This is a genomic window from Oceanobacillus sp. E9, assembly GCF_001741975.1.
Classification (GTDB): Bacteria; Bacillota; Bacilli; order Bacillales; family Amphibacillaceae; genus Oceanobacillus; species Oceanobacillus kimchii.
In genome coordinates this window covers 674922-694072 of the sequence record NZ_LSNA01000001.1, presented here as the reverse complement: position 1 = coordinate 694072, position 19151 = coordinate 674922, and the positions used below count along the sequence as shown (strand labels likewise).

Genomic DNA, 19151 nt, shown 5'->3' with positions numbered 1-19151 from the left:
ACAATTTTAATTACACGAAATTATTAAAACATTTTGGTAACTGTTATCTATTTTAGAACATTTTGTGACTTTTTTAAAGTCCCTTGTCCGCATTTTGCAAAAAAACAGGAAGAAAGCCACTCTTATAGCGAATGGTTTTCTTCCTGCAAATTTGTTTTACTATTTCACGCTAGCTGCTTCTTTACGTTTTTCTCTTTCAGAAATTACATACGCTATTGTTGCATCACCAGTAATGTTTAATGATGTACGTAGCATATCTAAAATACGGTCAATACCAATAATTAATGCAATACCCTCTGCAGGTAAACCAATTTGATTTAATACCATTGCTAACATAATCATTCCTACACCTGGTACTCCTGCTGTTCCAACACTAGCTAATGTTGCAACTAACACTACCATTAGTAGTTCTGAAAATCCTAATGGTATACTATATACTTGCGAGATAAACACGGTCGCAACGGCCTGCATTATTGCAGTACCATCCATATTTATGGTTGCTCCTAGAGGCTGAACAAAACTACTAATTTCTTTCTTTACCCCGAGATTTTCCTGTGCTGTCTTCATGGAAAGTGGTAATGTTGCATTGGAACTTGATGTACTAAACGCAACAGACATTGCCGGGAAAAATCCTTTATAAAAGGTAAATGGATTCTGTTTTCCTAAGAACCAAATGACCAAACCATATACTAATAGACCATGAACAAATAATCCAAGTATAACCGTTAACATATAGCTTAGCATAGATCCTACTGCGTCTATCCCAGCACCACCTATGGCCGATGCGATCAAAGCAAAAGCTCCATAAGGGGCGAATTTCATTACTACCATAACTAACCAATTCAATATTTCATTTGCTTGTTCAAATAAATTATAAATCCCTTGAGTTTTATCTCCAAGGTAAGCTAAAGCAATACCAATAAATATTGCAAAAGCAATTATTTGTAACATTTCTCCTGATGACATTGCTGCGATTGGATTTTCTGGAATGATGTTTATTAATGTATCCATTATCGGAGGAGCTTCACTTGGCTCATAGTTCGCATTTTCGGTATCGAACATTCCTGCTTCTCCTGGTTGTATGATATAACCTAAACCTAATCCTATTGTAATTGCAAGTGCAGTAGTACATAAGAAAAACCCAACAGTAGTTACACCAATTTTACCTAGTTTAGCTGGTTCACCTAATCCAGCTGTTCCTAGAGTAATAGATACGAATACTAGCGGTACAACAAGCATCATAATTAAATTTAAGAATATTTGACCAATTGGATTTAGAAAATACTTATCTACTGGTCCAAAAAATGAATCAGGTGTAAATGTTAAAATTCCTCCAACAACAGCACCTGCAATGAGCGCAATTAATATCTTTTTAGTTAAACTCATGGTGTAATTCCATCCTTTCTATTCTGAAAATTCTTTCTTATATGTGTGATATCCTCTCTATACTTAGTAATTATGAATGGGCATTGGGATAATAAACGATATGATGTTAATTTGTGGAAGGAGTTTTTTGAATTGGTGTCTTAAGATAGGTGAATTAATAAAATACATCCTGTGCCCGGTGGGGATTATAATCCCCACTACACGCGGTTTACCAACCGGTAAACAATATTCTATCATAAAACAATAGATTTTGGACAGACTAATCTTTTCTTATGTTACTAAAACACCTCCTTCTTATCTTTCATTGAATTTCATTAAAAATTCCGATGAGACCCTTTAAAATTAAGATTTATATACTTATTCATTCATCTGTATAAGTATGAAAACAGTTACAAAAATTGGTAATTTGTATTTACTTACTAAACCTATGGTACCAATCATTGAAAGCTACATTAAATTCTCTCTATAATAAACTGAATTAATGAAAACATTATTTTTGCTTTAGTAAATTGATAGTTTGAGTTTCTTTATAAAAAGGAAAAAGAGTACATGAATCGCATTTCAAGGAGCGATATTATGAAATTGAACTCCACTGAAATAACACTGCTACTTAGAGACTTGTTTTACCTTAAAAATTTAAAATCGTCGTTAAATTATCTAACAAGAGAGCAAATTACGCAAATTAACGAACAGATTGATGAACTAAAAATAGCGCTGAAACATTTAAAGTAGCAATTGTTGCATGAAATGTGTAGCTTACATTTCGGCTTATAAATCCAATTTACAACTTTAAAAAGGTGGTTGTAGATTGGATTTTAAGCTTTTCCTCCTTAATCAACATGGAAAATTAAAATTAATTCCATCTTATTTAATATTTGATTATTCTGAAATATTATATTAGTAAACTCCTCTTTTTAGTATATAATTTATTCATTTTCTTTTACTTTTTTATATAATTCTTTAATAAGATCATTCGCCTCTGAAAGAGTTCAGATTATAAGAAACATTTGGCTTTGATTGTAATGGAAGACGACAACTCCTGCAGAAAGTGTCCGTCTGCAATAAGAATCAACATTCAGATCATACAAAATACTTGATTATGAATTTATTACTGGATTAAGAAAAGCTAGAACATAAAACCAACGCCCTCGGCAGGATTCGAACCTGCGACACACGGTTTAGGAAACCGATGCTCTATCCCCTGAGCTACGAGGGCAAAAAGGTAATAACAGAAGCTATTATACTAAATACTTTTCTATTTGAAAAGCTAACAAATCACTGAATATATAGCTTTTTTCTAACCTTTTTCTTGTTTCTTTTCATTTTGATCCTTTTTAACCAATGTATAGAAAGCAATGAAACCGATAAGAGATGTTGTAAACAATATCGTCCCCATTGGAACAGCAGATGCTTCATTAATACCAGCAAGAGGAGAAAATAATGCTCCAAGTAACATTGGAAGCATGCCTAATACGGCACTAGCACTTCCTGCACGATGCCCCTGTTTGGCCATTCCTAAAGTAAATGTGCTTGTGATCGTCATCCCCATAGTAATCATGTATATAAAGATTAAAATCACTAGTGACGCTAACGGACCTTTAATTATTGTCATTAGTAAAAGAAGGGAAGTCGCAGTTAATGCAATTGTAACTGCTGTTTGTAGCAGTTTTTTCTCTGAAATAATGTCACTAAAACGTCCAATGATAAAGCTTCCGGTAATAATAGCAAGTCCATTAATTCCAAATAAGACACTGAATACCTGTGGTGATACACCATAGATTTCTTGGTAAACAAATGGTGTACCGGATACATAAGCGAAACTTCCCCCATGCACAAATCCAACCACTAATGCATAGCCGATAAATGAACGATCCTTGAGTAAACTTCCCATTGTTTTCACAGAAGATCCAATCGAACTTGGAATACGTTTTTCAAGAGGCAAGGTTTCCTTTAATTTTATGGCAACGATTAGCACAATAAAAATTCCAATCATAGCGAGAAAATAAAAGATAGATTGCCAATTTGTTGACGGAATAGCTAATATCCCTCCACCAATCATTGGTGCAATCATTGGTGCAATTGCATTAATTACCATTAAAAGTGCAAAAAACTTCGTCAGTTGTTTTCCTGTAAACACATCACGTACAACAGCACGAGATAAGACTACTCCTGCAGATGCAGTTAAACCTTGCAAGAAACGCGCAATAATTAGCGTTGTAATATTGGGTGCAAAAGCACATAGAAGCGAAGATAATGCAAATAAGAAAGTCGAAATTAATAATGGTTTCTTCCTACCTTGAGCATCACTAATAGGTCCAACTACTAATTGACCAACTGCTAGCCCTATTAAGCATGCAGTCAAACTAAACTGGACAAGTGTAGCACTTACGCCGAAATCTGCAGAAATCCCCGGAAAGCTTGGCAAATACATATCAATATTAAGCGGGCCTAAAAAAGCCAGTAATCCTAATAATAATGCTAATCCAATCCGCGTTTTCCCAGTGGGATTATGTAATATAGAATTTGGTTTTTCTTGTTGTTCGCGTGAAATAAGCAATCACTCCTTAATGGAAGAATTTTAATCGTCCATTACCTTTCTGTCAAGAAATGAATACTATTTGTTGTTCTGTAGTAGATAATGTCGATTTATGGTAGAATAAGTAGCGTGTTTTATGTCTGTGGGAAATAGGAGGGGAACCAATGACAGATGTACCTTTTATCGCCATCGAAGGACCGATTGGTATTGGAAAAACATCCTTAGCAAAAAAACTATCGGACCACTTTGAATTTCATTTACTAAAAGAAATTGTAGAAGAAAATCCATTTCTAGGTAAATTTTACGAGAACATCAATGAATGGAGTTTCCAAACAGAAATGTTCTTTTTATGCAATCGATTCAAACAACTTGAAGATATTAATCGTGATTATTTACAACAAAAGCAATCAGTAATAGCTGATTACCATATAACGAAAAATATGATCTTTGCGAAACGTACGTTACAACAAGATAAATTAGAGAAATATGAAAAGATCTATCAAATATTAACAGAAGACATGCCAACACCAAATATACTTATTTATATTCATGCAGATTTAGATACGATTCTTAAACGAATTCGTATGCGTGGACGTGAAGTTGAGCAACAAATTGATCCAGAATACTTGCGACAGCTATCTGCTGATTACGAGGCATTTATGTTGGAATTTGAACGTACTCACCCTCATATTCCTGTATTGCGTATTGATGGAGACCAAATGGATTTTGTTCAATATCAAGATCATTTAGAAAAAATCATTGGTGATGTCAAAAGCCTTATTCACGAACATTGTGATGCATTACCGTCTAACTAACCAAAAAAGGGAGTAACAAAATGAATTTACGAGAAAAATATCAAATTCCTAATGACAGTATTATTACCATTGCAGGAACAGTTGGAGTTGGAAAATCAACCATGACCAATGCATTAGCAGAGGCATTACAATTTAAAACTTCTTTTGAAAAAGTGGATTCCAATCCCTATTTAAGTGATTTCTACAATGACTTTGAACGTTGGAGCTTTCACTTGCAAATCTATTTCTTAGCAGAACGCTTTAAAGAACAGAAAAAGATTTTTGAATACGGTGGTGGATTTATTCAAGACCGCTCTATTTACGAAGATACAGGGATTTTCGCTAAAATGCATTACGATAATGGAACCATGAATCCAACTGATTACGAGACGTACAAAAGTTTATTTGATGCAATGGTAATGACGCCGTATTTTCCTCATCCGGATTTACTCATTTATCTAGAAGGATCTTTTGATGAAGTTGTATCGCGAATAAAAAGTCGTGGACGTGATATGGAGAAAAACACTCCAATTGAGTATTGGGAAGAAATGTATCGCCGTTATAGTGACTGGATAGATAATTTCAATGCTTGTCCGGTATTACGCATTAATATCTCTGATTATGATCTAATGAAAGAAAATGATTCCCTAGCGTTAATTTTAGAAAAAATAGGACGTTCCATTCAACTTTCTAGAAAATATAAAAAAGGTGAGATTATCACGAACTAGTAATAAAAACGTGTAGAAGATTCTATTTTCTACACGTTTTTTGTTATTTCTTTTCTTTCTTCTTTAATTGTGTCCGATACGGGAAAAGCGCGATGTGCACAATCACTAATATTATGGAAATAAGTATAATTAAACTTGTCGACAAATCTAATAATAAAGCAACAATTAAAACAATCGGTATTCCAAATAGCGTAATCCAACTATTTTTACTATTGGATTGGTAATAATTTTCTTCCCCACAATGTGAACATATCATACGAGGTTTAAAGATATTTTTAAACGTTTCACCATAGCTCCACTGTGCTTCACAATATTTACAAGATGGTGTTTGCATGACGTTTCTCCCTTCATGACTTCGCAGCAAGTTCCATGGAACGTTCTCGTGCTCGCTGAACACAGGATTGTACGATGGCTGCAAAATCTTCACTCATTAGCTGCTTGACACCTGCTTCAGTTGTTCCGCCAGGACTTGTAATATTTTTTCGTAGGGTTTTTGGGTCCCCAGATAATTCTAACATTTTTCCTGCACCAATGACGGTTTGAGCTAATAGTTGGGAAGCTAATTCTGAATCTAATCCTGCTTCTGTAGCTGCTTGTTCCATCGCTTCCACCATATAATAAAAGAAAGCCGGTCCGCTACCAGCAATAGCTGTAACTGTATGCATATCTTCTTCTTCAATAATTGTAGTCATACCAACTGTTTGAAATAATTGTTCAGCGATCGCTAATTGTTCATTAGTAACATACGTCCCTTTAGCAATCGCTGTTGCTGAATGACCGATTAATGCAGAGGTATTAGGCATGGTACGAATAACTGGAATTTCTTTTTCTAAGATCGATTCCATTCTTTCCGTTGTAAGTCCTGCAATTACAGAAATCACCATTTGATTTGAACGAATATATTCTTTCATAAAAGATAATGATGTAGCAGCGTCTTTTGGTTTCATCGCCAAAATGATGATATCTGCTTGTGTGATTACTTCTTTTTTATTTGTATTTCCTTGAATGGCATAACCCTCTTCCATTCGTTTTAATCGGTTTTTGTCACTTTTATTGGTTACGAGTATATTTTCATTTGGGACAATCTTAGCTTTTGTAATTCCAGATATAATCGCTTCTGCAAGCGATCCTGCCCCCATAAATGCAATCTTTTGATTCATGTTAATATCCTCCTTAAAAAGATATGTTCTTTTATCATAGAGTTGAGATAAGTATAAAATATATGTGGAGCATCGAATACACATAGATACATTAACTGACCCATGTATTCGTTTACGAGCAGATAAATAAAAAAACTGATTACACATCCTTTGTCAAAGGACGGAATCAGTTATCCGCGGTACCACCTTTATTGGTATTTCATTACCCAGCTCCATTGATATCGCAGTTCACTGCGGTTAGCATTACACTAACATACTCCCGGGTAGGTTCACACAGGTAATTGTAGGAATCTTCCAGCCAATGGATTCCATTCTCTACACAATTTTTATACTGTATTACTCGTCCGTTCCACGTACTTGTTTACCTAGATTGATTTGTACTATAAGGCTTTCCCATCATTTTGTCAAGATACGCTTATAATACATCAATAAGAAAAACCCGCTGCCAAATGCAACGGGTTTTTTATCTCCAATATTTATGCGCTAATTTAAAATGGAGGAGGTAGAGGGATTCGAACCCCCGCGCGGTTTGACCCGCCTCTCGGTTTTCAAGACCGATCCCTTCAGCCGGACTTGGGTATACCTCCCTGAACACAAGAAATAATATAACATGCTTTTTCGAGCATTGTCAACAAATTATTAAAAAAAATTGATAAAACCTGTAAAAAATCCTAAATTAATCTATCTTCACCTGATCTATGAAGCTAACCAAAGATCAGGAAAGATAGATAATTTTAGTTTATCCAATAATTTCTTTTCCACCCATATAAGGACGTAAAACTTCAGGTACGACGACAGTGCCATCTTCTTGCTGATAATTTTCTAAGATTGCTGCTACTGTGCGTCCAATCGCTAAACCAGAACCATTCAACGTATGCACAAATTCCGGTTTTCCATTTACTTCACGTCGGAAACGAATACCTGCACGACGGGCTTGAAAATCCTCAAAATTAGAGCAAGAAGAAATTTCTCGGTATGTTTCCTGACTTGGAATCCATACTTCAATATCGTATTTCTTCGCTGCAGTAAATCCTAAATCTCCAGTGCACATGCTCATTACACGATAAGGAAGCTTTAGCAGTTGTAAGACTTTTTCCGCTTCTCCTGTTAATCTTTCTAATACTTCGTAAGAATCCTCTGGTTTTACGAAATTAACCAGTTCTACTTTATTAAACTGATGCTGGCGAATTAATCCGCGTGTATCTCTTCCCGCAGATCCTGCCTCAGAACGAAAGCTGGCACTAAATGCTACGTATTTTTTAGGGAGATCATCCATTCCAAGAATTTCTTCACGATGATAGTTAGTCACTGGTACTTCTGCTGTCGGAACCATAAAATAATCCCATTCTTCTAATTTAAACGCATCCTCTTCAAATTTAGGAAGCTGTCCTGTTCCAGTCATACTTGTTCGATTTACAATATACGGTGGAAGCATTTCTTGATAGCCATGCTCATCTGCATGTAAATCCATCATAAAGTTCCATAATGCTCGCTCTAATCTTGCTCCTAAGCCTTTATAAAAAACAAAACGACTTCCTGTTACTTTTCCAGCACGCTCAAAATCTAAAATGTCTAGATTTGTCGCAACATCCCAATGAGGTTGTGCTTCAAATGCAAAATTAGGCACCTCTCCCCATTTTCTTGCTTCAATATTATCTTCTTCATCTTCACCAACTGGAACGCTCTCATGAGGTAGATTTGGAATCGACAGCATAATTTGTTCTAGCTTTTCTTCAATATCCTTCAATTGTTTATCTAATGCAGCAATTTCTTGGCCAACTTCTCGCATCTCTTTAATTGCAGGTTCTGCATCTTTTTTCTCTCTTTTAAGTTCAGATATTTTCTTGGTAGCTTCGTTTCTTTTTGCCTTTAACTTCTCAGTTTCTGCAATTAATTGACGACGTTTCGTGTCTAATTCACCAAATTTATCTAAATCCGCTAAATCTTCTCCACGATGCTTTAAACGTCGCTGTACATCTTCAAAATTTTGTCGTAGATATTTCATATCTAACATGTTCCAATTCCTCCTTTTATATATCAAATCGGTATTGATAGTAATACAGGGAAAAAATATAAATATCCAAATAAAAAACTCCCGTCCCTGTGAAAAAGGGACGAGAGTGTTATTTCCCGCGTTGCCACCCTGATTGAAGGCATATGTATACCTTCCGGCTCTAATAACTTTTAACGGTGTCTGCCGTGCTTACTTACAGAATTAATTCCTTCATAAGCATGTTCAAGGATGGATTCATTATAGTTGAACGTCAATTTACACCAACCATTGACTCTCTAAAGATCAAACTATCACTACTACTTCCTATCATTACATCTCATTTATTAAGGTATATCATAATCAATTTTTACCAACATTGCAAGACCTTATACAAAAGTTAATAAGATTGCCTAGTTAGTATCGTTCAAAATAGAAAGGATTAGCTAAATAAGCCTTTAATCCAATCCACTGCACTTGTAAATATATTTACAAAGAAGTCTCCAATTGCTTGTAGCGTTAGCATAAACCAATTTGATTTTTCAACTGCTTCATTCGTTACAAGTGTGAATTCTCCTGTATTCGAACCTGCATCACTTATATATCCATAATCTTCGGTTTCACCATCATAGACAACCTTCGCTGTTCCAATTGCTTCATTTGCTTCAATGGGAGCAATTAATTCACCATCTTCATTCAATCGATCTTGATCTATGTTATATTCTAAATGATATAAATCTTTTTCGTCTGCTTTAATTGGTACACTCACGCTATCTTGAAGTGATATCGACACCTGGTCTTCTTTACCTTTTGCTACCGGTACCGTTTCATTTCCTTCTTCTTGATATCCTGCTGAAAATAGCTCTGTATTTTCAAAATTAGAGAAACCATAGTCTAATAACTTCGCTGTCTCTTCAAATCGTTCGGTTTCACTTCCAGTTTTCATTACTACGGTAATTAATCGTTGTCCATTACGTTCCGCTGTTCCTGTAAAACTATAACCAGCTAAGTCCGTAAAGCCTGTCTTTAACCCATCGACACCTTCATAATAATACGATGCTAGGTTTTCTCCTTCATGCGGAAGCATGTAGTTCCAGTTATTGATGGTTTGTCCGCCAAACGTGGTTTGCGGAATGCTAGAAATTTCTAATGCTTCTTCATAGTCATTAACTAAATGATAGGCTAATAGAGCTGCTGAACGTGCAGATAATAGATTCGTATCGTTTGGGTTTGTTCCCTCCGGATAATTATCACCTAAATCTTCATTATCTAATCCAGTAGAGTTTACAAACTTAAATTCTTGTAAACCCATTTCTTCACCTTTTTCATTCATCATTTTAACAAACTCAGATTCAGAACCAGCAATTAATTCTGCTAATGCAATTGTTGTTGCATTATCGGAGTTAATCGCCATCGCTTCATATAATTCTTTTACTGTATATTCCTGTTGTTGTTTTAATCCAACACCAGAAAAAGAATTATTTGCGGATATACTATATGGATAATCACTAATTTCTGTTGTTGTATCCCACGTGATATTGCCATTTTCAATTGCTTCCCAAACAAGATATTCTGTCATCATTTTTGTCATGCTAGCAGGAGGTAACGCAACATCAGGATTTTTTGCATACAGGACCTTGCCTGTTTCACCATCCACGAGTATTGCTGATTCAGATACTAGGTCTAATTCATTTGCTTGGACAGTTGTTGTGGCTGTCAACATGGATGTAAATACGAGGATGCTTGCTACCGCTAACAGTAAAACTTTGTTTAATTTATTTCTCAATTTCTTGTACCTCCATCATAAGTATCGCTATATTACATAATACTATGTATTCTGCTTAGCACCTTTCATATTTTAACATAGCAGACATAAAAAAAATAGATGAGGATTGTCCCCCCATCTATTTTAATCTAGGAATATGGCAATTGTATGGCAAAGGAAAAATTTATTTACATTTTTATTAAAAAATGATGATATTCACTTTACCAAGTAGTTATTCATGAAGTTTCACTTTATAACGAATAGTTTGGTGCTTCTTTCGTGATTTGTACATCATGTGGATGACTTTCACGTAATCCAGCATTTGTTATACGGATAAATTTACCATCATTACGAAGATCCTCTATTGTTTTTGTACCACAATATCCCATTCCAGAACGTAAACCACCAACAAGCTGATGGAATGTGTCACTCAATGGTCCTTTGTAAGCTACACGGCCTTCAATTCCTTCTGGTACAAGTTTTTTGCTTTCCGATTCACTCTGGAAATAACGATCTTTTGAACCAGCTTCCATGGCTCCAACCGAGCCCATTCCACGATATACTTTATATTGACGTCCTTGGAAGATTTCTGTTTCTCCCGGGCTTTCTGATACACCTGCGAACATACTTCCAATCATAACTGCATGTGCACCAGCTGCTAGTGCTTTTACAATATCGCCAGAGTATTTAATTCCTCCATCCGCGATAACCGGAACACCATACTCTGCAGCAGCTACAGCACAATCATGAACTGCAGTAATTTGTGGTACCCCTACTCCAGCTACAACACGAGTGGTACAAATAGATCCGGGTCCAATTCCTACTTTAACTACCGATACACCTGCTTCGATTAATGCTTTTGTCCCCTCTGATGTAGCTACATTACCAGCTATGATTTGAAGATCTGGGTATGCTTGACGAATATTTCTTAATTGGTCAAGTACTCCTTGTGAGTGTCCATGAGCTGTATCAATAACAATTGCATCGACTCCAACACTAACTAGTTTTTCAATGCGTTTCATCGCATCGCCAGTTACACCTACAGCTGCTCCTACGATTAATCTTCCTTGAGCATCTTTTGCTGAATTTGGGAATTCAATGACTTTCTCAATATCTTTAATTGTAATAAGTCCTTTTAATATATCTTGATTATCTACCAGTGGAAGTTTTTCAATTTTATATTTCTGAAGTAACTTTTCTGCTTCTTCTAAGGTTGTTCCTACAGGAGCAGTTACAAGATTTTCACTTGTCATTACTTCTGAAATAGAGATCGAATAATCTTGTATAAAACGAAGATCACGATTCGTTAAAATACCGACAAGTTTTTGTTCTTCAATATTGTTTACAATTGGAACACCAGAAATACGAAACTTACCCATTAAATGCTCTGCATCATAAACTTGATGCTCTGGAGTTAAAAAGAATGGATTCGTAATGACACCACTCTCAGAACGTTTTACTTTATCTACCTGTTCCGCTTGATCTTCAATCGACATATTTTTATGAATAACACCAAATCCACCTTGACGTGCCATTGCAATCGCCATTTCAGCTTCTGTAACTGTATCCATACCAGCACTAATGAATGGAGATTTTAATTTAAGCGTAGAAGTCAATTCAACACTTAAATCCACTTGATTTGGCAATACTTCCGATTTTGCAGGCATTAATAATACATCATCAAAGGTTAATCCTTCTTTTGCAAACTTGTCTTCTCTCATTTTTACTTCCTCCTTTTATATTTGAATTCCCATATTTTAACCGCTTTTGCAATTATAGCTAATAGCGGTAATATCATTTTCTAGGCATGAATAATGCCAGTAATCTCGCTCAAACTAAAAGTACTAACAAAGCTATTTTTATTTACATTACTCTATATTTTTCGCTTTTTCAAGAAGATAAATTTGTAAAAAAGAAGAACTGTAATTCAAAATATTATGATAGTTATGAGGTTGGATAATGATGGAAACAAATCAGTTGTTTACACATTTAAGTGCTCAAGAAAATGCACAGTCATTTTTACATAAATGTTATCAAAATATCGATGGACAAACGAAAAAAAGCTATCAAAATGGCACAACGTTTATGCACTATATTCAACACGGCATACAGTTTTATAAAAGTGGAGAAGAAAGCAGTCCAATTGTAAGACCGGTTCTTTATTTTTATGGCATGGTCCATCTCTTAAAAGGATGGTTATTAACCAAGCGTGCGGATTATCCTGAAAGTACTGCATTACTTGCCCATGGAGTAACTTCAAGAAAGCGAAAACGAAAGGATTATCAGTTTTTTGATGATGAAGTCAAGATTCAACAACAAGGACTTTTCCCATATTTTGCAAAACATATGTATCACTTCAACCCTTTTCCTTTGGAGAAAGCAACCATGCGATTATTATTAGCTAACATTCCTGAATTACATGTGTTATGGAACTATCAACAACGGAAAACATTAATTGATATAGGGGAAATTAATAGTGACCAATTATTATTTCCTACATCGATATTAGATCGTTTTCATTTGACACGAAATGCATTTGTACAGCGTATTCAACCTTTCCTTCCACCTATTAAGAGGGTTAGTGAACAAACTACTTTGTTTAGAATCGATTTACGAGAAGGAATAATGCAAGCTAATGGTCCATTTTTTGTTCATATGGATAATCAACGATTATATTTTCCTGCATCACGGGATATTTACTTTCCATACTCGGAAATAATCGTACATTATTTAATTTTGTATAATTTGAGTATGCTTTGTCGTTATGAGACAGAGTGGTGGGGCGAATTAATGGTATCAAAAGCAGATAGTGCTTATCCAATGATTGATCATTTTTTAGAAATTACGAGAAGGAAAATTCCTTATTTAATAGAGAAAGAGCTCCATTCTATTTATTCTGCATGTAACGAGAAGTAATTAATCTCTTTTTGAATACTATAAGAGATACCAATAAAATAGAATAGGCTCATCATTTTAGCCAATTATCTTATCTATATATAATTCCGGAAGCTGTTCTAACGAGAATATATCATCGCTGTCATTACTTTTTACAATCGGACGTGTTGGTTCTTGTTTATTTACAAATACAATTTCTCCAGTAATTCCGTTATTTAGTACTACTTTTGAATGTTCTAACCAGTTAGAGAAGATATTCAGAAATGTGTTCACTACGTCTGGATCATATAAACGAATCGTGCTAATATGTAATTCCTCTATTACATTCACGAGATTCCTTGCCTTACGATAACAGGTCGTGGTTGCCATTGCATGATAAGAATCCGCAACTGCTATAATCCGAGCATAAGGGTGTACTTTATTTAACGTCATGCCTAAAGGATATCCTTCTCCATTGCCCCGTTCGTGATGTTGTAAAACAGCGAGTTGTACTCCACTTGTTAAAGAAGGAAGATCTTTGATCATGGCATAACTTGTTTGTGGGTGTTTTTTGATATTTTTGAATTCTTCGGATGTTAAAGATCCTTGTTTTTGAATTACATCTGTATCCATTTTCGCCATTCCACAATCACAAAGAACTCCAGCCAACCCAACTTGAATCCATTCCCCTCGTCGATAGCCCATTTCCTTCGCGATGAACGCCGATATCAATGAAGTTGCTACACTATGATGAAAAATGTATTCGTCAGAACGTGCATAATGATGCAGAGAGAAAATCACATTGGCATCTATGTTCTCTAATTCCTCTAGCAAGGGAATAATAGCATTTCGTAAATCTGGTATAGAAATAGGCATAGATTGTTGCCATTGTAAAAATTGTTCTTTAAAGACATTTACAACATTTTTATACACTTTGAGAAAGTATTTATATCCATTTTCCTTATCCTGTATAGAAGCAGAACGAATATTATCTACTGCTTTCTTTTCTTCTGTTTGTTCTTTTACTTTCTTACTCGGTTTATTACCAGATAACGGCTCATCAATTTCGACAGTATCGATTAGAAATTTACGAATCATTTGGATTTGATGTTCTGTGAGTTCTGTCCCTTTTAATGCAATTGGCCGATTGGATTTACCGATAATATCTTTTTGTAATACATATCCAGGCATGAGATGTGAAGTCTTCACTTTCATATAACATTTCCCCCTAAGATAGATAATATGGAAGTGCTGCCTCTATTAACATAAGAGACAGCACTTCATTAACTATTCGTTATCTTCGTTTGACTCTGTTGATGAATCCGTTGTTTCTCCTTCTACTACTTCAATATCCTCGACTTCTTCTTCATCTTTTTCTATACGAGTAACCGTAGCTACTTCTTCACCATCCTGCAATCGAATTAAGTGAACCCCTTTTGTATTTCTACCCGTTTGTGAAATGTCCTGCACTTGTATTCGGATTAATACACCGGCAATAGTAATTAACATTAAGTCTTCGTCGCCATTTACTGCTTTCACAGCAACAACATATCCCGTCTTTTCATCTATTTTACAAGTAAATACCCCTTTACCTCCACGATTAATACGACGGTATTCTGCTTCATCGGTTTGTTTACCGAATCCTTTGTTGGTAACATGAAGAATTTTAGATCCTGGTTCTATAATTTCCATGGAAACAACGACATCATCGCCACGTAAGGAAATTCCTTTTACACCAGCAGCAGTTCGTCCCATAGACCGAATTTGTGTTTCTTCAAAACGAATAAGATAACCATTCTTCGTTGCTATCATTATTTCTTTTTGGCCATCAGTCAGACGAACAGAAATGAGTTCATCATCTTCCCTAAGGTTAACAGCAATTAATCCACCTTTACGGATATTACGGAATTTCTCAAGTGTTGTACGCTTCGCAATTCCATGTTTTGTTGTAAAGAATAAGTATGCTTCTTCATCAAATTGATTAACTGATATTACAGCATTTACCCATTCTCCTTTTTCAACTTGAAGGAGGTTGATAATCGGTATTCCTTTTGCAGTTCGGCTGAACTCCGGAATTTCATATCCTTTCGCTTTATATACCTTCCCTTTGTTGGTAAAGAAGAGGATCGTATCATGTGTAGAAGTAGATACTAGATGTTCTACAAAATCATCCTCATTGGTACCCATTCCTTGTATTCCGCGTCCACCACGTTTTTGTGTGCGGTACGTAGATGCAGGTAATCGCTTGATATAACCTTGATGAGTTAACGTTATTACGATATTTTCTTCTGGAATAAGATCTTCATCTTCAAAGAATCCTGCTCCACCTGCTACTATTTCTGTTCTTCGATCTTCTTTATATTTTTCTTTGATCTCCATTAATTCTTCACGAATGATTTCTAATACTTTTTCTTCATCCGCTAAAATTGCTTTTAATTCTTCAATCAAAGCCTTAAGCTCTTTATATTCATCTTCAATTTTTTCTCGTTCTAATCCAGTTAAACGTTGAAGACGCATATCTAAGATAGCTTGTGCTTGTTTCTCACTTAACTTAAATCTTTCCATTAAGCCTTCGCGGGCAATATCCGCTGTCTTTGAACTACGGATTAATTCGATTACTTCATCCAAGTGATCAAGTGCTATGCGTAGACCTTCTAGAATATGTGCACGTGCTTCCGCTTTATTTAATTCAAATTGCGTACGACGTTTTATGATGACTTTTTGATGCTCTAAGTAGTAGCTAAGACATTGCTTTATATTAAGAACTCTTGGTTGTCCATCTACAAGTGCTAGCATATTGATGCCGAAGGTAGTTTGTAGGGACGTATGCTTATATAAATTATTAAGTACAACATTCGCATTTGCATCACGTCTTAATTCAATGACAATACGCATTCCATTACGATCAGATTCATCACGCAGATCGGTGATACCTTCCACTTTCTTATCACGTACTAATTCTGCTATTTTTTCGATTAGCTTTGCTTTGTTAACCTGGTAAGGTAACTCAGTGACAATAATTGTTTCTTTATCATTTTTACCTTGTTCAATATTCAATTTCGCACGAATAGTAATCGATCCTTTACCAGTCTCATATGCTTTTCGAATACCGCTTCGTCCTAATATTTGTGCCGCTGTTGGAAAATCAGGTCCTGGAAGATGATTTTCCATTATTTCGTCTATAGTAATGTCAGGATTTTGACTAACGGCTAATACAGCATCAATTGTTTCACCTAAATGATGAGGTGGGATATTCGTCGCCATACCAACTGCAATTCCAGATGTACCATTTACTAGTAAATTAGGAAAACGTGCTGGAAATACAACAGGCTCTCTTTCTGTACCGTCATAGTTATCTTGATAATCGATCGTGTCTTTATTAATATCACGAAGTAATTCCATGGAAATTTTAGACATACGAGCTTCGGTATAACGCATTGCCGCTGCTGAGTCACCATCGACAGAACCGAAGTTTCCGTGACCATCTACTAACATATATCGATAACTAAAATCTTGAGCCATACGTACCATCGTTTCATATACAGCGGAATCACCATGTGGGTGATACTTACCAATAACTTCACCGACAATACGAGCTGACTTTTTATATGCTTTATCTGAATGCATACCTAAGTCATTCATCGCATAAAGAATACGACGATGAACTGGTTTCATTCCATCACGTACATCTGGTAATGCACGAGATACAATTACACTCATCGCATAATCAAGGAATGATGTACGCATTTCATTACTTATATTTATTTCCGATACTCTCGGACGATTTATATCTGCCATTCTTTCAATACCTCCCAATCACTAAGTGCAACTTAGTGATTTCCTTCAATCGATCTTCCGTTATCTATTTAATCCTTTATATTAAAACAAGAAAATACTAAGGTTAAATATCTAAGTTCTTCACATACTGTGCATTTTCTTCGATAAAGATTCGACGTGGCTCTACTTTGTCACCCATTAACATATCGAATACTTGGTCAGCATCAATCGCATCGCTTAACTCTACTTGCAGGAGTGTACGAGTATCTGGATCCATCGTTGTATCCCATAATTGATCTGCGTTCATTTCTCCTAGACCTTTATAACGTTGGATATTTGGTTTTGGTGCTTTTGGAATTTCGTCTAATATCCGATCCAATTCTTTATCATTATACGCATAATTCACCGTTTTTCCTTGCTTTATTTGATAAAGTGGTGGTTGGGCGATATAAATATAGCCGTGTTCAATAAGTGGACGCATATATCGGTAGAAGAAAGTTAATAATAATGTTCGAATATGTGCGCCATCTACATCCGCATCTGTCATGATAACGATTTTGTGATAACGTGCTTTGGAAATATCGAATTCTTCACCAACACCACTTCCTAAAGCTGTTATCATGGCACGTACTTCATTATTAGATAAAATACGATCCAAACGTGCTTTTTCAACGTTTAAAATTTTACCTCTCAATGGGAGGATTGCTTGGAAATGACGATCCCTTCCTGATTTTGCGGAACCTCCGGCTGAGTCCCCCTCTACAATATATAGTTCACTTATAGAGGCATCTCGTGAGGAACAGTCAGCTAACTTACCAGGTAAATTCGATATTTCTAAGTTACTTTTACGACGTGTAAGTTCTCTTGCTTTTTTTGCTGCAAGACGTGCCCGTGACGCCATCAATCCTTTTTCTACAATGATTTTTGCTATAGAAGGATTTTCATATAAAAATTTAGAAAATGTTTCAGAAAAGACTCCATCTGTAATCGCACGAACTTCACTATTTCCAAGTTTTGTCTTTGTTTGTCCTTCAAATTGCGGATCTGGATGCTTAATAGAAACGATCGTTGTCATTCCTTCACGAACATCGTCTCCAGATAAGTTCGAATCTCCATCCTTGATTAAACCGTTTTTCTTCGCATAATCATTTATGATACGTGTCAAACCACTACGGAAACCGACTTCATGTGATCCACCTTCATACGTATGGATATTGTTCGCAAATGAATATAAACTGCTTGCAAATCCATCATTGTATTGAATAGCTACCTCTACAGAAATCCCTTGGTCTTCTCCTTCTGCAAAGAAAGGCTCATGAAGAACTTCTTTATTTTTATTAATAAATTCAACATAAGAACTTATTCCGCCCTCATAGTGATACGTCACTTGTTCTTTGTCCGTACGTTTATCTTCAATCGAGATTTTTAATCCTTTATTTAAAAATGCAAGCTCACGAAGACGTTGCTCCAATGTATCAAAGTTATATTCTGTTGTTTCTGTGAAGATTTCTGAATCTGGTCTAAAGTGAGTTACAGTACCAGTAATATCGGTATCTCCAATCACTTCAATTTCTCCATCAGGAACACCTTTTTTGAAAGATAGAAAATGAACTTTCCCATCACGATGTACGTATACTTCTAATTCACTAGAAAGTGCATTTACAACTGATGCCCCTACGCCGTGTAATCCGCCAGAAACCTTATAACCGCCTCCACCGAATTTACCACCAGCATGTAGTACAGTCATAATTACTTCAAGTGCCGGTCTTCCAGTTTTTTGTTGGATATCAACTGGAATACCACGTCCATTATCCTTTACTGTAATACTATTATCTTCTTCAACCACTACTTCAATATGGTCACAATAGCCTGCCAATGCTTCATCAATACTATTATCGACGATTTCCCAAACTAAATGATGGAGCCCTTTTTCACTAGTTGAGCCGATATACATACCAGGTCTTTTTCTTACTGCTTCTAATCCTTCAAGAACTTGTATCTGATCTGCACCATATTCTTGGTTTTCCGTAATTTTATCTTCCATAGACATCTTCTCACACTCATTTCTGTTGAAATACACTTAAATAGGAGACCGATCTTTGTCGGTGTCCTTCTATTCGGAAGCTTCTTTTCAATCTATA

General features: G+C 35.6%; 13 protein-coding genes, 2 tRNA genes and 1 other annotated feature. Of the genes, 3 read left to right on the top strand and 12 right to left on the bottom strand.

Annotation, left to right across the window (positions count from 1 at the left end; translation table 11 throughout):
• Positions 1 to 159 precede the first annotated feature (159 nt).
• From AQ616_RS03260 to AQ616_RS03250, 3 genes are all read right to left on the bottom strand, one after another.
• Entirely contained in the window at positions 160 to 1386 is a 1227-nt protein-coding gene (locus AQ616_RS03260) for a dicarboxylate/amino acid:cation symporter (protein ID WP_017798782.1), read from the bottom strand.
• Between the two features lie 1143 nt (positions 1387 to 2529).
• A tRNA-Arg gene (locus tag AQ616_RS03255) sits at positions 2530 to 2602 on the bottom strand.
• Between the two features lie 81 nt (positions 2603 to 2683).
• Complete coding sequence (locus AQ616_RS03250) at positions 2684 to 3904, bottom strand: Bcr/CflA family efflux MFS transporter (protein ID WP_026133864.1); 1221 nt, start codon at positions 3902 to 3904, stop codon at positions 2684 to 2686.
• Positions 3905 to 4086: 182 nt separating this feature from the next.
• Between AQ616_RS03250 and AQ616_RS03245 the strand changes: the two genes are divergently transcribed.
• Entirely contained in the window at positions 4087 to 4737 is a 651-nt protein-coding gene (locus AQ616_RS03245; protein ID WP_069685055.1) for a deoxynucleoside kinase, read from the top strand.
• A gap of 20 nt (positions 4738 to 4757) precedes the next feature.
• A complete protein-coding gene (locus AQ616_RS03240) occupies positions 4758 to 5444 on the top strand; it encodes a deoxynucleoside kinase (protein ID WP_017798777.1) in 687 nt (228 codons plus the stop codon).
• Between the two features lie 43 nt (positions 5445 to 5487).
• Here the strand turns inward: AQ616_RS03240 and AQ616_RS03235 are convergent, their stop codons facing one another.
• The 6 genes from AQ616_RS03235 to guaB all read right to left on the bottom strand — a co-directional run bounded on the left by AQ616_RS03235 (position 5488) and on the right by guaB (position 12080).
• Positions 5488 to 5778 carry a TIGR04104 family putative zinc finger protein gene (locus tag AQ616_RS03235; protein WP_069685054.1) on the bottom strand — a complete coding sequence of 97 codons (291 nt, stop codon included), beginning with the start codon at positions 5776 to 5778 and terminating at the stop codon, positions 5488 to 5490.
• A gap of 13 nt (positions 5779 to 5791) precedes the next feature.
• Positions 5792 to 6604 (bottom strand): pyrroline-5-carboxylate reductase, encoded by an 813-nt coding sequence (gene proC / locus AQ616_RS03230; protein ID WP_017798775.1) that lies wholly within the window; start codon positions 6602 to 6604, stop codon positions 5792 to 5794.
• Between the two features lie 494 nt (positions 6605 to 7098).
• Positions 7099 to 7191 (bottom strand) — tRNA-Ser (locus tag AQ616_RS03225).
• Between the two features lie 152 nt (positions 7192 to 7343).
• Positions 7344 to 8618: a serine--tRNA ligase gene (serS, locus tag AQ616_RS03220; RefSeq protein ID WP_017798774.1), complete on the bottom strand. Its 1275-nt coding sequence runs from the start codon at positions 8616 to 8618 to the stop codon at positions 7344 to 7346.
• A 93-nt stretch (positions 8619 to 8711) separates the two neighbouring features.
• Positions 8712 to 8937: a binding site (T-box leader), on the bottom strand.
• 99 nt (positions 8938 to 9036) lie between these two features.
• Complete coding sequence (locus tag AQ616_RS03215) at positions 9037 to 10380, bottom strand: serine hydrolase (RefSeq protein WP_069685053.1); 1344 nt, start codon at positions 10378 to 10380, stop codon at positions 9037 to 9039.
• Between the two features lie 230 nt (positions 10381 to 10610).
• Positions 10611 to 12080: an IMP dehydrogenase gene (gene guaB, locus AQ616_RS03210; protein WP_069685052.1), complete on the bottom strand. Its 1470-nt coding sequence runs from the start codon at positions 12078 to 12080 to the stop codon at positions 10611 to 10613.
• Positions 12081 to 12318: 238 nt separating this feature from the next.
• On the opposite strand from guaB, the gene AQ616_RS03205 reads away from it, so the two are divergent.
• Positions 12319 to 13275: a YaaC family protein gene (locus AQ616_RS03205; RefSeq protein ID WP_017798771.1), complete on the top strand. Its 957-nt coding sequence runs from the start codon at positions 12319 to 12321 to the stop codon at positions 13273 to 13275.
• Between the two features lie 57 nt (positions 13276 to 13332).
• Here AQ616_RS03205 and AQ616_RS03200 read toward each other — a convergent pair whose 3' ends face one another.
• The 3 genes from AQ616_RS03200 to gyrB all read right to left on the bottom strand — a co-directional run bounded on the left by AQ616_RS03200 (position 13333) and on the right by gyrB (position 19060).
• Positions 13333 to 14448 carry an HD-GYP domain-containing protein gene (locus AQ616_RS03200; protein ID WP_069685051.1) on the bottom strand — a complete coding sequence of 372 codons (1116 nt, stop codon included), beginning with the start codon at positions 14446 to 14448 and terminating at the stop codon, positions 13333 to 13335.
• Between the two features lie 72 nt (positions 14449 to 14520).
• Positions 14521 to 17031, bottom strand: a complete 2511-nt coding sequence (gyrA, locus tag AQ616_RS03195) for a DNA gyrase subunit A (protein ID WP_069685050.1) — start codon at positions 17029 to 17031, stop codon at positions 14521 to 14523.
• Positions 17032 to 17134: 103 nt separating this feature from the next.
• The gene (gene gyrB, locus AQ616_RS03190) at positions 17135 to 19060 is read right to left on the bottom strand and encodes a DNA topoisomerase (ATP-hydrolyzing) subunit B (RefSeq protein WP_017798768.1); all 1926 of its coding nucleotides are present in this window, start codon (positions 19058 to 19060) and stop codon (positions 17135 to 17137) included.
• Positions 19061 to 19151 lie beyond the last annotated feature (91 nt).

Bases quoted from the DNA above. Each gene is read 5' to 3' on its own strand.
- AQ616_RS03260 (WP_017798782.1), bottom strand. From the start codon at position 1,386: ATGAGTTTAACTAAAAAGATATTAATTGCGCTCATTGCAGGTGCTGTT.
- AQ616_RS03245 (WP_069685055.1), top strand. From the start codon at position 4,087: ATGACAGATGTACCTTTTATCGCCATCGAAGGACCGATTGGTATTGGA.
- AQ616_RS03240 (WP_017798777.1), top strand. From the start codon at position 4,758: ATGAATTTACGAGAAAAATATCAAATTCCTAATGACAGTATTATTACC.
- AQ616_RS03235 (WP_069685054.1), bottom strand. From the start codon at position 5,778: ATGCAAACACCATCTTGTAAATATTGTGAAGCACAGTGGAGCTATGGT.
- proC (WP_017798775.1), bottom strand. From the start codon at position 6,604: ATGAATCAAAAGATTGCATTTATGGGGGCAGGATCGCTTGCAGAAGCG.
- serS (WP_017798774.1), bottom strand. From the start codon at position 8,618: ATGTTAGATATGAAATATCTACGACAAAATTTTGAAGATGTACAGCGA.
- guaB (WP_069685052.1), bottom strand. From the start codon at position 12,080: ATGAGAGAAGACAAGTTTGCAAAAGAAGGATTAACCTTTGATGATGTA.
- AQ616_RS03205 (WP_017798771.1), top strand. From the start codon at position 12,319: ATGATGGAAACAAATCAGTTGTTTACACATTTAAGTGCTCAAGAAAAT.
- AQ616_RS03200 (WP_069685051.1), bottom strand. From the start codon at position 14,448: ATGAAAGTGAAGACTTCACATCTCATGCCTGGATATGTATTACAAAAA.
- gyrA (WP_069685050.1), bottom strand. From the start codon at position 17,031: ATGGCAGATATAAATCGTCCGAGAGTATCGGAAATAAATATAAGTAAT.
- gyrB (WP_017798768.1), bottom strand. From the start codon at position 19,060: ATGTCTATGGAAGATAAAATTACGGAAAACCAAGAATATGGTGCAGAT.